This is a genomic window from Allobosea sp. (assembly GCF_035944895.1).
GTDB lineage: Bacteria > Pseudomonadota > Alphaproteobacteria > Rhizobiales > Beijerinckiaceae > Allobosea.
In genome coordinates, this window is the sequence record NZ_DASZAT010000005.1 from 227,931 (window position 1) to 241,584 (window position 13,654).

Below are 13,654 nucleotides of genomic sequence, written 5' to 3' on the forward strand. Positions count from 1 at the left end.
TCCCCTCGATCCTTGTTGGCGCGATAGTGGGGACCGCGATCCCAGTCTGTCCAAGTCGAAATCGGGGATGGGGTATTCTGCAGGGTTATGGTGAGAGTTGCGCGCGCTGCGTTATCACCCGATCGCGAGGCGTGCTGGATCAGTAGCGGTTGCGCTGGGTGATGTCGCGGATCGCCGTCAGGCCGGACATCGCCTGTGGCGAGCCATTGGCGCGGTAGAGCGCCTGGAAGACCTGCGCGGCATCGTCGAAGCGGCCGAGATTGAAATAGGACCAGCCGCGCATCAGCATCAGGTCGGTGCTCTCGGAGGCATAGCGTGCCCGCTCGCCGAGCGTCAGCAGCGCGCCGTTGAAGTCCTTGGCGTCGTACTGGGCATAGAAGCGTTCGGCGAGCAGCAGGCTCTGCAGTTCCTTGCGGCGCGCCGGGGGCAGGTTGGCGCTGGCGGCCGCGGCGCCGGCCTCGGCCGTCAGTCCCTGCTGGAGCTTCGCATAGGTCTTGCCCGCGGCGGCATCCGCGGCGATCTGGGCATTGCCGCTGCGCTGAGCCGCGTCGAAGGCTTCTGCCGCAGCCGCGGGCCGCTTCAGGTTGAGCAGACACCAGCCGCGCTGCAGCGCCGCCGCTCCGCTCGCGCCCGCGCCGCAGGAGCCGCCGCGAGAGCGCACGGGCGCCGGGCGCCGAGGCATGGCCGCGGCGGGAAACTCGTCTTCGTAGCGCATCGTCGGCGCGGGCTCTGCCCGAATGATCCGGCGCGGCGTCCGCTCGGCAGGCTCGGGTACCGGGGCCGTCCGTACGGTCGGGTGCGTCTCCGGCAGCGGCCGGATTTCCCGCTCCGGGGCTGGGGAACGTCTGCTGGTAGGATTCAGCAGATCGGCGATGCGGGGCGAGCGATTGCGCCATTCGGCGATGATGGCACGCACTCCGGCCAGGTCGCGCAGGCGCTGATGCACCAGAGCGAGGCCGTAGGCTGCCGGCTCGTAGTTGCGATCCCAGGCGAGGGCGGTCTCGAACCAGGTTTCGGCGGGGGCGATCTGCCCGGAGTTATAGGCATACCAGCCGAGGGCGGCGCCGCCGGGAGCATAGCGGTCGACGCCGACCGTCCTGGCGATACGCTCGATCACGGTACGCTCGAGCCGCGGCGCCGGCTCCTGCGCGATCAGCGCGGTCGCGACATCGAGATAGGCCTTGCGGTTTGCCGGGCCCGCTTCGAGCCATTGTGCGCCGAGCGTCTCCGCCTCCTGGTATTTCTGCTGTGCGCCGAGTGCGAGCACGGCGCCTTCCGCCGCCTTGGCGCCGCCATTGCGTGCCAGCGCGGTCTGGAACCAGGTCACGGCCTTGGCCGCATCGTTGTGGCGGAAGAAATAGAAGCCGAGCAGGATCGGATCATCCGGCGTCGTTGCCGCATTGGCGAGCGCCTCGATCCGTCGGAGTTCTTCGGGCGTCGCGGTCAGGGTCGGCTCTTCCGCGGCTTTCCCGATATGGCGTCGCGCGATCTCGTCGCGAATGCTCGAGAACTCGCTCTGCTTCTCCTGCGCCAGCAAGGGGCTGACCAATGCCTCGGGCAGGCTGGCGAGCGCCTTCTGCATGGTGCCGACGCGTTCGGCCGGAGTGGTGCAGTTGGTCAGTACATAGGCATAGGCGTCGCGGGCCCGCTCCGGTGCGCCGGTCTGGATGAAGGCCTCGGCCACGCGCCAGAGCGCGTCGACATTGGTGCAGGTCAGCAGTGCCGGCGTCTCGGTGCCGATCCTGATCACCTGCTCCCATTGCCTGGCGTTGGAGGCGTTGACCAGGCGCAGGCCGGCCTCGGCCCTGTCGAGCTGGGCGATGAGATCGGCTGGCGCCTGCCAGTTCGGATCGGCGCTGCTGCGCTGGGCAATTCCGGCGCGCGCCTCGCCGAATTTGCCCTCGGCGAACAGCTTCCAGACCCGCTCCAGCTCGGGATCGCCTGTTGGCTGCGATGCGTTCAGATCGGTCGGCGGCTTCCATTCGGGATAGAGCGCGCGCAGCCGGGCGAGTTCCGCCTCGTAACGGCGGGTGTCGCCCTGGCTGGCGAAATAGCGCAATGCCGTCTCATCGACCTTCTGCGAGGGGCCGGGAGGCGCCACGGGGCGCCCGGGCACGGCCGGAGCCTGTGCCAGTTCGGTCTCTGGTTGCCCGGCCGCAGGCGGTGCTGGCTCGCTGGGATCGGGATGCGTCTCGGCCTGCGCCTGCTGCACGGCCGGCACCGATGCCTTCGGCCAGCTGAGGTCGTGGCCATAGCGGCCCAGCCCGTAGAAGGCGGCGCTCGAGGCTGCGACGGCGATCAGCACGGATTTCACATGCATTGCGGATACCTCTCGCTCAGCATCGAGAGGGCAAGCAGATGCAGTGTCGACGGGTAATAGGCGGTCGGCTGAAAGGTCCTCAATTCGGCTGGGATCGGGGTGCGGTCGAGAGCGCAGGCGATTGCCGCGGCGAGGATGCGATAGCCGGCATCCGGCAGCGGCTCGGCCGGCTTGCCGCTCGGCACGTCGATCACCGCTGTGCCGCTGGCCCAGGCCTGGCGGAAAGGTTCGAGGCGTTGCCTGTCGGCAAGGCCGGCCCGCAGGAGATAGAGCGGGATGCGCAGCGCATTGTAGCCGAACTGCGGCGGAAAGCCGTCGGCCGGCTTCGGCTCGCCCTTGAGCGAGAGCCAGTCGGCCGCCGGAACCTTCCGCTTGGCGAGGTCGTCGAGCAGCTTCAGCCCGGTCGCCTGCACTTGCATCCAGCTCTGGTCGCCGGTGAGCTTGGCGAGGACGGGGAAGGTCTCGAACACAAAGTAGGACGGGTTGACCACCGGCCCGTCCGGTCGCTCCTGCTCCGAGAAGCCCTTTGCCGCCGGCATCAGCCAGGTCTGGCCGTCGCGCTTCAGGAGCGCGACCTTGGCCAGCGAGCGGGCGATCTGGCGAGCCGCGCTGGTGTAGGCCGGCATCGACCAGCGCGTGCCGGCGCAAATGAGGGCTTCCGCGATCAGCAGGTCGCCGTCGCTGGCGTTGTTGATGTCGGTGACGCGCGGCGTGGCCTTCGGGTCCCAGCGCCAGGCGGCGAGGCCGTCGTCGCGGATCAGGAACTCGGTCCGGGTGAAGGAGAGGATGCTGGCGAAGCTGCCGCGGTCGCCGGCGAGGCAGGCCAGCAGCAGCCCGTAACCCTGGCTCTCGCTATGGCTGATGCCGCCATTGGCGTCGTCGACGACGCGGCCCTCGGCAGTGACGAATTTCTGCCGGTAGAGCTCCCAGGCGCCGGCCGGCAGGGCGGCCTGTGCGCCGGAGGTGAGGCCGAGCAGCATGGCGGCCAGGGTTGCGCGCAGCCATTTCATGAGCGCCTTCCCAATCGGCCGAGCATCAGGAAGGTTCCGATGCCGAGGCCGATGCAGGCTCCCAGCAGGGTCAACGCATAGATGCCGATATTGCTCGACATCCAGTTGGCGAAGACGAGACGCATATTGGCCAGGCTGAACGCCCGGGTCATGACGAAGGTCGTGCTGTCCGCCGAGATGACGTGATTGTCCTGCCCGTTGCGGAAAGCGGTGAGCTTGCCGGCCATCCCGGCCCAGTTGCCGGGGGTGACGAGCCTGTCCATGGCCTTCTCGAGTGTTTCCTCCTGGCGCACGACGAAAGCGGTCCAGACCTGGCGCGTATCGGGGTCGGTCGCCTGGGCGGCGATCAACTCGGCCCCTTCCGCCGGTTCATAGAGCGTGGGTGCACGCGTGGGAGCGCGCAGCTGCGCGAAGGACAGATCGAAAGTGCGCTGCAGCCATCGGTCGAAGCTGATGAAGTAGCGCGCGAGGGGCCCGCCGAGCGAGCCGCGCCAGCGGTCGCGGATCGCCTCGGTCGTCGGCGTGCCGCCGCCGGAATCCTCCGGAGTCGTCTGCCGGCCCTGGAAGCGGTTGATCACGGCATCGAATACGGCAGCGCCCTCGGTCTCCGGCAGGACGACGACGGCGTCGGCACGCTGCGGCCAGGTGTTGCGGACATTGTCGGCGATGCCGACGCGCGGCAGCAATCCGGCAGGCAATTGACCGGCAGCGCCGACGATCAGGGCCGGGCGGTCGCCGACGGTGGCGGCGCTGCCGAGGATGTCGATCGGCAGCGGCCGGTCGGCGCGTTGGGCCAGCCGCGCCAGCAGGGTCGCGGCGGCGCCGAGATTGGGCAGGTCCTGCCGGCCCATGAGCAGGCCGACATGCGCCGCGATCGAATAGGGGAAGCCCGTACCGGCCGCGGCCGCGAGATTGGGGCTGACCCCGATCTTGGCGAAATCGGGAATCGCCAGCGTCGTGGTGTCGAACAGTGCGAAGCGGTTCTTGCCGGGCAGGGTCGCGCCCGGCCCGCAGGCGAGGTCCGACCGCGCCTGCGTGACCGCCTCGAACCAGATCTCGTTGATGCCGGGCCGGAAGTGCCGGAGCGGGATCGGGATCGGCGATTGCTGGAAGAGCCCGCCATTGGCGGCGTTGAGCGGCACGGTCGCTGCGACGTTGCCGTTGACGAAGATCTCGACGCGGCTGGCGCCGGGAAGGACCTCCTCCGAATAGGCACCGTCGAGATAGAGCGTCGCCTCGCCATAGGCATTGGCGTAGAAGTCCCCGGGCATGGCGATGACGGCGCGCACGCGCATGCGCCGGCCCGAGGATTCCTGCGTGGAGACGCCGAGTTCCGAGAAGCGCAGCATCTGCCGGTCGGAGATGAAAGGCGCATCGGGGATGTGCCAGCTCGACGTGTCCATCGTCTTGCGGTTGGTGTTGGTCGGCCGCGAGACCGGCCCGGTCAGGAACTTGGCGACAGTCGCCTCGATATCGGGCCAGCTCTCCCCGGTGACGAGCAGGGTTGCCGGCCCGAGCCTGGAATTGGCGATGAAGCCGAGGAAGCTGCCGGACCCCGCCTCGCTGGGCAGCGTCCCGAGCAGCTCGCGCACCTCCTTGGCTGTGCCGAGCAGGACCGTCAGCACACCTGGTCGGATACGCTCCGGCAGCCGCTCGGAGACCCGCACCGCCGCCTGGCTGTAGCGGCCGCGCAGCGCCACGCCTTGCGCTACCGCGAGGATGCTGTTGGCGGCGACGGCGCGCGTCGCGCCCGGCGCGACGATCTGGATCGTCGTCTGCCCGCTTTCGTCTGCTCCGACCGCTGGCAGGTCGTCGATGCTGCGCAGGCGCGATTGCTGCGCCGGGTTCTTGAAGGAGAGGCGGGTGCCGGCGCCGTCGATGCGTGTCCACAATTCATAGGTGGAGGCGACCGTGCAGTCGGTGCGGTGACGCTGCACGGCCTCGAAGCGGATCGTGTTCTGACCGGGCCTGAGAAGCCCCTTGCGGATTGTCGTCGAAGTTCGCTTGAGGCGGTCTGAGGAGGCTATCGGCGCCTCCATGATGCGCTCGCCATTGATGCGCACCGTCAGGCGCGAGGCTTCCGGCATCACGACCAGCGCATTCTGGAAGGCGATGTCGAGATTGAGGTCGGCGCCCGCCTCGTCCTGCGTGAGGTAGAAGGCCCAGCTGCGCGTATCGTTCTCGCCTTCGAGCATGACGCGCGCGGCCGGCAGCAGCGGCTTGAAGGCGAAGCTGGCGGGGATGGCTAGCGCCGCCGGTGTCGGTGCCGGCCCTGCCTGTGGCGTCGGCTCGGCTGGGCGAGCGGCCGGTGGCTGCTGCGACGGCGGTGCGATCATGAAAGGCGCCGGTTCCCGCGGCGGCGTCGGTTGAGCCTCCTGTGCCTGGAGCCCGAAATTCAGGCTTCCGATCGGAACGACTGCCGCCGCGGCGACGATATGCAGGAGGCGCGTCCTCACTCCGCCGCCCTCCGTCCGGGATTGGAGCGGGACAAGCGGGCGAGGCCGAAGAAATAGGACAGGCCACGGCTGGTCTGGAATATGGCGAGGCGCAGGAAGCGCAAGGTGCCGTAGATGACGCCCATGTTCTGGCGCCGCGCCTTCTGGAAGCTGCTCCAGATCCCGGCGTCCGAGAAGGCAAGGTCCGCGATGATCCGGCTGTGCAGCGGCTCGCTCGGCTCGTAGCGGCAGCCGAGCACCAGGCCTTTTGCGTCCGGAGCGAGGCGCACGACGCGCACGGGCAGGGTGCCCGCCGGCATCGCGATCGACGTCTCGAAGGCAATCTCGCCCGTGCTGTTGACCGGCAGCTTGTCGAAGTCCTTGGACAGGACCCGGATGGCGACGCCGTCGACGGAGACGTTCTCGGTGACGATCGGCGCCGTCCGTCCGTCGATGCTGATCTGCCCCCGACGCCTCACCGGGAAACGGCGGGCGCCGCGCCCTTCCGGCCGTTCCGACACCACGCCGAGGGCGCAGCCCGCCATCAGCAGGTTGAGAATGTTCCAGAGACCGACCACGAGGGTGGTGTCGGCATTGTAGGGCTGGGTGATGATGCGCCAATAGGTGGCGACGACGCCAAGCGCCAGCACGGCGAAGATGATGAAGAAGGGCAGGCCGAGTTCCGAGATGCGGCGCGTCCCCAGCTCCTCGCTCTTGGCTGTCACCTTGAAGGTCGGCTTGCCCGGGTTGATCAGCACCGAGATCACCGCCGGCAGCAGATAGACCGACTGGATGAATTCGTAGAGCTCGGAGATCCATGGCCAGCGATAGCGGCCATAGAGATAGTTCTGCATCATCAGGTTCACCGCCATGTAGCTGAAGACATAGGCGATGAACTCGGCGCCCGAGGCGGTGAAGATCTCCAGTCCGAAGAAGAGATAGCAGAGCGGCGCGACCAGGAAGGTCAGGCGCACGAACGGAAACAGCCAGAACAGGGCCGAGGACGAGTAGCACAGGCGCTGCGGCAGCGAGAGGCCGCTCTTCAGCATCGGGCGGTGGTAGATCAGGATCTGCATCATGCCCTGTGCCCAGCGCGAGCGCTGGCCGATGAAGCTCGCGAAGGTCGCGGGCTGGAGCCCGGCGATCAGCGGCTTGTCGACATAGACGCTGTTCCAGCCGGTGGCGTGCAGGGTGACCGCAGTCTCGGCGTCCTCGGTGATGCTGCGGCCGGAAAAGCCATTCGTCGTCTGCAGCGCCGTACGGCGCAGCACCGCGGCGGAGCCGCAGAAGAACGAGGCGTTCCACTTGTCGAGGCCGCGCTGGATGATGCCGTAGAACATCTCGTTCTCGGACGGCATCGCCTTGAAGGTCTTGAGATTGCGCTCCAGCGGGTCGGGATTGATGAAGAAATGCGGTGTCTGGACCAGGAACAGCTTCGGATCCTCGCCGAAATAGCCGATCGTCTCGGTCAGGAAGTTGCGCGCCGGCGCATGGTCGGCGTCGAAGACGACGACGAGGTCGCCGCTGGAATTGGCGAGGCCGTTGTTGAGATTGCCGGCCTTGGCGCTGATGTTGCGCTCGCGCGTCAGATAGGTGCAGCCGAGCCCGTCGCAGAGCTTCTGCAAGGCGGCGCGTCGCTCCTGCGCGGCGCTGGCCGCGACGAAGTTATCCGCATTGCATTTCTCGTCGGTGCCGCCATCGTCGAGCAGGTAGACGGTGAGGCGACCCGCCGGATAGTCCATGGCGAGCGCCGCGGACAGCGTCGTCGCCAGGAGCTCGGGCTCCTCGTTGTAGCTGGGCACGAAGACATCGACGGTCGGCGCGTCGGCGGCGATCGGCGGGGCGGTCTTGCGTCGCGGCAGTGGCATCGCCACGACGAACAGGCTGAGGAACAGCATGCCGATATTGTAGAGTTCGGCGAGATAGAGGATCAGGCCAGGGATGAAGTCCTCGAGCTGGTTGATCGGAGGCAGCGTGCTCGTGGTGCGCCAGTAGACATAGCGCAGCACCATCGCCGTCCCGAGGCCGAGCGCGATCAGGCGCCAGACGCCATAGGGGCGCAGGAACTTGAGCAGGATCATCGCCCCGACCACGATCGTCCCGGCGATCAGATGCGCCTGCAGGCTGATCGGCAGCGTGATCAGCGCCACGACCACGGCCGTGGCGATCGCCCAGAAGATGACGTAGATCGCGGTTCGCATCGGCTCTCGGGACGCTTGCTGTCTCAGGGTGTCGCGGGTGGCGGTGGAACGGTCGGATATCCCTCCAGCGGCCTGTCAGGGACGGGCTGCGTGTCTTGAAAGCGATCGGCTTCGATCCGAGGCGCCCGCGCCGGCCGCGGCCGGGCGGCGCGCCGCGGCCCCGGCGCGTCCTCGGCCGAAGCCTGTGGCAGCGGGTAGATCGGCGCCCCGGCCTGGCCGAGCCCCGGTGCTGGTGCGGGTGCATCCCCGGCCGGGCTCCAGCCGCTGCGTCGCAAGGAGGCGTTGAGCGAATAGTCGTAGGCGAGGCGCAGCAGCGAGGCTTCGCTCGCCTTGGGGTCGCATATGCGCATGCGAACCGAGACCGCGCCCGATTTCGGCCGGAAGATGCTGTCGCCGTCGGCGATGCGCTGCCAGGCGTAGAGGCAGGCCTCGCCGCCGGTGCCACGGCCGAAGGCGTAGCCGAATGGCCCGTATTTGTTCTGGACGAAGACGGCGGAGGGCGCCATGGCGATGCCCGGCAGACGCTCCTCCATATCCTGCGCGACGGCGAAGTCGTCGATCCCCGGCAGCTTGAGCAGGTTGCCCGCGACGCCGGCGCTGTCCGGCAGGTCGGCCGCGGTGAAGAAGGCGACCTCGATCCTGTTCTCGCCGGGCGTGCGGCCGCGCGTCGCCAGCGAGATCGTCTGCGCGATCGCGTTCTCGTAGCTGCGCTGGGTGATGCCGATCACCGGCGGGCTGCCGGGCGGCAGCACGATCATCGCCCGGCCGGGGTCGACGGAGAGCGAGCGCGTCGCTGTCACCAGTTCCGAATCGGCAAGTCTCTGCTCGCCGCATCCGGCCATGATCAGGCTCAGGCAGGCGGCCCCGACAGATGTCGCTGCCCGCCTTTGCGCCTGATGGCGCCGGGCGGAACGTATGGCTGGACCTTGCCCTGCGACGTTCATCGGCGCGCCGGTCCGTGTCTGGTCGGCATCGTCATATGTTGACCATCGATTAATAAAGGTTAACGCGACCTTACTGTCTCGCTACCTGCCGGAAATGTGGCCTGAGCATCCGATATCTGGGCCAATACAGATGATTCGCGCGGTTATTCCAACCGCTGATCACGTCGGCAGGCTCTGCATCGATCGGCCGTCGGCTGCCGGGCCGAGGCGAATCAAGGCTGGCCACCGCCTTGAAGCGGCGCTCGTCACGGCGGGATGGGCGGCCGGGGCCGCCGGCGAATTGCCGTTTCCGATCCAACCGAGATTGCTGTGGAGAGTCGGTCCTGCGCCGCTTACGGGCGCTGCGAGGCGTTTCTCAATCCCAGCAGGGCGATGGCCAGCAGCGCGAGCGAGGCGAGCGCATTCCAGCCGGCGAGGGAGAGGCCGAGGAAGCGCCAGGCGGCTTCCGTGCAGGAGACGATCCGGGTGGTCTGGAGCTGCTTCATCAGGTCCTGGACTCCAGCGGCCGCCGGAGCCGGCGTGCCGCCGCAATCGTTCGGACCGGCGAAGATTCCCCATTCGACGCCGGAATGATAGACGCCGAGTCCGGTGCTCCAGGCCATCAGCAGGGCAAGGCCGATCAGCGCTGCGATCTGCAGGCGCCGCGAACGGGCAAGGAGCAGCGCGAGCGTGGTGAGGCCGATAGCGGCGTAATGCGGCGCGCGCTGTTCGAGGCAGAGCTTGCAGGGGCGTAAGTGCAGGACCAACTCGAAGAACCAGGCGCCTCCGATCAAGGCGAGGCTTGCGAGCCCGATCAGGGCGATCAGGCGGCGGGGATCGGCGAGGAGGCGCGAGGCAAGGCCGGTCATGGCGGTACTCAGCAGGAGAGGAGCTGACCTGAGCCTGTCAGCAGCTTGAGGCCGAAATAGAGCAGGATCAGCAGGGCCGCGCCGCCGAGCGCGATCAGCTTCAGCCGCTTCTCGATGAAGTGACGGATCGTCTCGCCATAGCGGCGCAGCAGGAAGGCGAGGGCGAAGAAACGGGCGCCGCGCGCGATGACGCAGGACAGTACGAAGAAGCCGAGTCCGATATGGACGGCGCCGGCCAGGATCGTCACCACCTTGATCGGCGGCAGATGCGCCAGGCCCGAGGTGGTGAGCAGCAGCAGCGTCATGTCCGGGGTGGCGCAGGCGCGCAATTGCTCGAAGGCGCCAAGCTTGCCGTAGAAGGCGAGCACCGGCCGCGCCAGCGCATCGAAGGCGTAGTATCCGAGCGCGTAGCCGGCGATGCCGCCGAGCGTCGAGAACACCGTCGCGATCAAGGCGAGGCGATAGGCCCGCTGCGGCTTGGCCAGCGCCATCGGCACGAACAGCACGTCGGCCGGGATCAGGAAGAAGGAGCTCTCGATGAAGGCGACGACGGCGAGCCAGACCTGCGCGCTGCGGCGGGCGGCAAGCGAGAGCGTCCAGAGGTAGAGGCGTTCGAACATCGCCGGCCCTTAGAGCATCGGACCGAAAAGTGGAAACCACTTTTCGGAGGCAATCCGATGCCTGATAAAGTGATAGATCGCCATTTGGCGTCCGAAAGGACGCACGGCGATCTAGCGGGCGCCGAGCCTTCCGTCCATGGCCGCGACGTCGTTGGAAAAGCCGTTCACGCGAGATTGACCGGCCTTCGGCTATCGCTATAGTCCGCCCCGCCTGAAAAGGGCCCCTGTGGCGGAATTGGTAGACGCGCTCGACTCAAAATCGAGTTCCGCAAGGAGTGCTGGTTCGATCCCGGCCAGGGGCACCAAAATACTGTTCGCCGGCATTCGCAGGCGACCGCAAACACCAGATAAACCGCTGATTCCAATGCGCTCGCTGTTCATCAGTGACCGCCCATGGCCGTTGACAGTCGCGAAAATTGTTGGCCTGCTGAAGCATCAAGGCCAACAACTCGGTTCCCGCAGGCCAACAATGCCTCTGACGGACATCGCCATCAGGAACGCCAAGCCCGGCGCGAGCACGGTGAAACTGTCGGACGGCGGCGGCTTGCAGCTATGGATCGAGCCGAAGGGCGCGAAACTCTGGCGTCTGGCCTATCGCTTCGACGGAAAGCAGAAAAAGCTCTCGATCGGCGCATATCCGGCGATCGACCTCAAGACCGCGCGAGCCAAGCGGGAAGAGGCCAAGGCGCTGCTGCGTGACGGTAAAGACCCCGGCGCGGAAAAGAAGCTCCAGAAGCTTACGGGCAAGGCCAGCAGGGAGAACACCTTTGAAGTGGTGGCGGCCGAACTGCGGGCGCAAAAGGTTGCGAGCGGCAAAGCCCAGACCACCATCGACAAGTACGATTGGCATATCAGCCTCGCCACGCCCGACCTGGGAAAGCGTCCTATTGCCGAGATCAGCGCTGCCGAAGCCCTGGCGGTCTTGCGCAAGGTCGAAGCTCGCGGCAGGCTCGAAACCGCTCGCCGGCTGAGATCCATCATTGGCCAAGTCTTCCGCTACGCCATCGCCACGCAGCGAGCGAAGGACGATCCGACCATCGCCCTGCGTGGTGCGCTCACGCCTCCTGTCGTGAAGGGGCAGGCGGCTGTGATCGAGCGTACAGCGTTCGGCGGCCTACTGCGTGCCGTCGATGGCTATGAAGGCTCAAAGTTGACGACCGCGGCGCTCAAGTTGCTCGCGCTCCTCTTTCCTCGGCCGGGAGAGCTGCGATGGTCTGAGTGGCCTGAGTTCGACATGGTGCAAGCCGTGTGGACGGTCCCGGCCGGGCGGATGAAGATGCGCCGCCCGCACGCCATTCCGCTCCCGCCGCAGGCTTTGGCTGTTCTCAAAGAGGTGCGGCGCATTTCCGGAAATGGCCGGTATCTCTTCCCCTCAGAGCGGTCGGTAGACCGCCCCATGTCGGAAAACACCCTGAATGCCGCGCTTCGGCGCCTCGGCTACGCCAAGGAGGACCACACGGCCCACGGCTTCCGCGCCAGCGCGTCAACGCTCCTGAACGAATCCGGCCTGTGGTCGCCGGATGCAGTCGAACGCGCGCTGGCCCACGAGGAGGAAGACAAGAGCCGGCGCGCCTATGCACGCGGCCAATATTGGGATGAGCGTGTACGCATGGCGCAGTGGTGGGCCGATCAGGTTGACCTGATGCGCGCAGGCTCCAAGTTTGATTGGTCGGTGGAGCGATAGCAATGTCCGCTGCACACACGCTACCTAATGGCCACGAGTGGCTATCAGACGCTTTTGAGCGTGCTTGGCGCACTATCGAGGATAGCGAGAAGCATTTCCTCGCGCTCAGCCAACGCGTTCCCGACGAAGAGTTTTCTAAGGAGTTCGGCAGCACCTGGGTGGGCGCTCCCAATGAAGTCTGGAATGCCTATGACGAATCGCGAAGGCGGGTCGAGCGTTTGATGCGCACGGCACTGGCTTCAGGTCACCTTCGCGCGATGATTCGCGATACGAGGACTGGAGAACCTGCCGAACTCGCTAACCGCGAACGTTGGATCGAAGCCATTTCTTTCGGCGTTCCCGGCTTGAGCACGGAGCTTCACCATCTGACCTGTCCTGGGCCTCGAACAGATGGTGCGCCGGTGTTTGTACGGGGCGATGAATTGGAGAGATTTATCCACCTCCAACTTCCGGCGTTGAACTCCGTTACTGGTGCAAACCTGATCAGCCGAACGCCTTGGGCGCTGGCGCCCGAGGTTGAATTGTCGAGCTTGGATCAGATGCCCAATGGCGATTGGGTTCTGCTTTCTCAGGCGCTCAGTGTCCTGTCTTTTGGCTCTCTCGCCCCGCCCGCTGATTTACCACCGTTAGTGGCAGCAGCGCGCCGCGCTCGCACTGGCGCTGCCTTGCTCGATCAGGCGCGCCACGGAAAGGTCAAGCTGTTCGGCACCTGCGCTACGGTGGGACGCCCTGAAACTATCCCGGTCGCCGTTTTCGCCCATGATCTGGCCGTAACCCACAACGGCGCGGGTTTCGATATCAATCCTGAACGAGCAGATATGGAATCGTTTGCGCGGTTTCGCGATGACACGCCTCACGCGCTGAGGTGGAATGACGTCGCCGTGCTGCGATCCTCATTGAGGAGCTGGGTCTCCAGCCTACTCGATGAAATATCACCGGCTCCCCTACCTAAGAAGAGAGCGGCGGCCTCGACCGACATTGAGGCATTGAAAGCCGCTCATTCCGGCGTGTGGCCCGACTGGCGGACCAGCGACGCATGGCGAAAAGCAAGCCGGCCCGAAGTGTCGCGTGATTCGTTTCAAGCGCTTTGGCGGCAGCACGCTCCGACCCTTAAGCGTGGTCGAAAGTCGCCTAGCTGAATTGTCCGGCCCGTAGTTCGGCCGATTTCTACCCGAACATTTGAACAAATCGCGGTCCTGCTGATCCGCAGCCAATTTCGTCTCGCCCGCCGCCGAACAGGGGCGGTCGCAGACGAAAGGAACAGCAGACCATGACGCAGCAATATATCCCCGAGGTGGACCCGCTGGTCCCGTTCAGGAAGGGGGTCGGCCTCGCAGGAATGCGGACGACCAAGGGCTATGATGAGGTTCGCGCCGGTCGGCTGAATGTCGTTCGCAACGGCAATCGGACTTTCATCCGGGCCAGCGAGATCAAGCGCTATATCGACGCGCTCGCCAACGCCTCCAAGAAGGAGGCCGCGTAAGCACCATGAACCGGCAAAACGAAACCCGGCGCTGTGGCGGCGCCGGGCTCGCGAAGGCTTCATTCCTGGCCGGAATGCCTAGCGAAGATACCATCCACACCGTCCTCGT

The 13,654-nt window shown here is 66.4% G+C and carries 10 protein-coding genes and 1 tRNA gene; 4 read left to right on the forward strand and 7 right to left on the reverse strand.

The window, feature by feature from the left end:
* Positions 1-139: 139 nt before the first annotated feature.
* The 7 genes from VGV58_RS03500 to VGV58_RS03530 form a co-directional block, all read right to left on the reverse strand.
* Positions 140-2,320: a tetratricopeptide repeat protein gene (locus VGV58_RS03500; protein ID WP_326872586.1), complete on the reverse strand. Its 2,181-nt coding sequence runs from the start codon at positions 2,318-2,320 to the stop codon at positions 140-142.
* Positions 2,311-3,330, reverse strand: coding sequence for a glycosyl hydrolase family 8 (locus tag VGV58_RS03505; protein ID WP_326872587.1), 1,020 nt, complete (start codon positions 3,328-3,330; stop codon positions 2,311-2,313). Before VGV58_RS03505 ends, VGV58_RS03500 begins: the two co-directional genes overlap by 10 nt.
* Positions 3,327-5,666: a cellulose biosynthesis cyclic di-GMP-binding regulatory protein BcsB gene (locus VGV58_RS03510; protein WP_326872588.1), complete on the reverse strand. Its 2,340-nt coding sequence runs from the start codon at positions 5,664-5,666 to the stop codon at positions 3,327-3,329. Before VGV58_RS03510 ends, VGV58_RS03505 begins: the two co-directional genes overlap by 4 nt.
* A 116-nt stretch (positions 5,667-5,782) precedes the next feature.
* Positions 5,783-7,966 carry a UDP-forming cellulose synthase catalytic subunit gene (gene bcsA / locus VGV58_RS03515; RefSeq protein ID WP_326872589.1) on the reverse strand — a complete coding sequence of 728 codons (2,184 nt, stop codon included), beginning with the start codon at positions 7,964-7,966 and terminating at the stop codon, positions 5,783-5,785.
* Positions 7,967-7,989: 23 nt separating this feature from the next.
* On the reverse strand, positions 7,990-8,808 hold the full coding sequence (gene bcsN, locus VGV58_RS03520) for a cellulose biosynthesis protein BcsN (RefSeq protein ID WP_326872590.1): 819 nt from the start codon (positions 8,806-8,808) through the stop codon (positions 7,990-7,992).
* Between the two features lie 434 nt (positions 8,809-9,242).
* On the reverse strand, positions 9,243-9,758 hold the full coding sequence (locus VGV58_RS03525; protein ID WP_326872591.1) for a disulfide bond formation protein B: 516 nt from the start codon (positions 9,756-9,758) through the stop codon (positions 9,243-9,245).
* An 8-nt stretch (positions 9,759-9,766) separates the two neighbouring features.
* The gene (locus tag VGV58_RS03530; protein WP_326872592.1) at positions 9,767-10,378 is read right to left on the reverse strand and encodes a YqaA family protein; all 612 of its coding nucleotides are present in this window, start codon (positions 10,376-10,378) and stop codon (positions 9,767-9,769) included.
* Positions 10,379-10,598: 220 nt separating this feature from the next.
* Between VGV58_RS03530 and VGV58_RS03535 the strand changes: the two genes are divergently transcribed.
* The 4 genes from VGV58_RS03535 (at position 10,599) to VGV58_RS03550 (ending at position 13,545) form a co-directional block, all read left to right on the forward strand.
* A tRNA-Leu gene (locus VGV58_RS03535) sits at positions 10,599-10,683 on the forward strand.
* Between the two features lie 59 nt (positions 10,684-10,742).
* A complete protein-coding gene (locus VGV58_RS03540; RefSeq protein WP_326872593.1) occupies positions 10,743-12,062 on the forward strand; it encodes a tyrosine-type recombinase/integrase in 1,320 nt (439 codons plus the stop codon).
* Between the two features lie 2 nt (positions 12,063-12,064).
* Positions 12,065-13,201: a hypothetical protein gene (locus VGV58_RS03545; protein ID WP_326872594.1), complete on the forward strand. Its 1,137-nt coding sequence runs from the start codon at positions 12,065-12,067 to the stop codon at positions 13,199-13,201.
* Positions 13,202-13,332: 131 nt separating this feature from the next.
* On the forward strand, positions 13,333-13,545 hold the full coding sequence (locus VGV58_RS03550) for a hypothetical protein (protein WP_326872595.1): 213 nt from the start codon (positions 13,333-13,335) through the stop codon (positions 13,543-13,545).
* Positions 13,546-13,654: the final 109 nt, after the last annotated feature.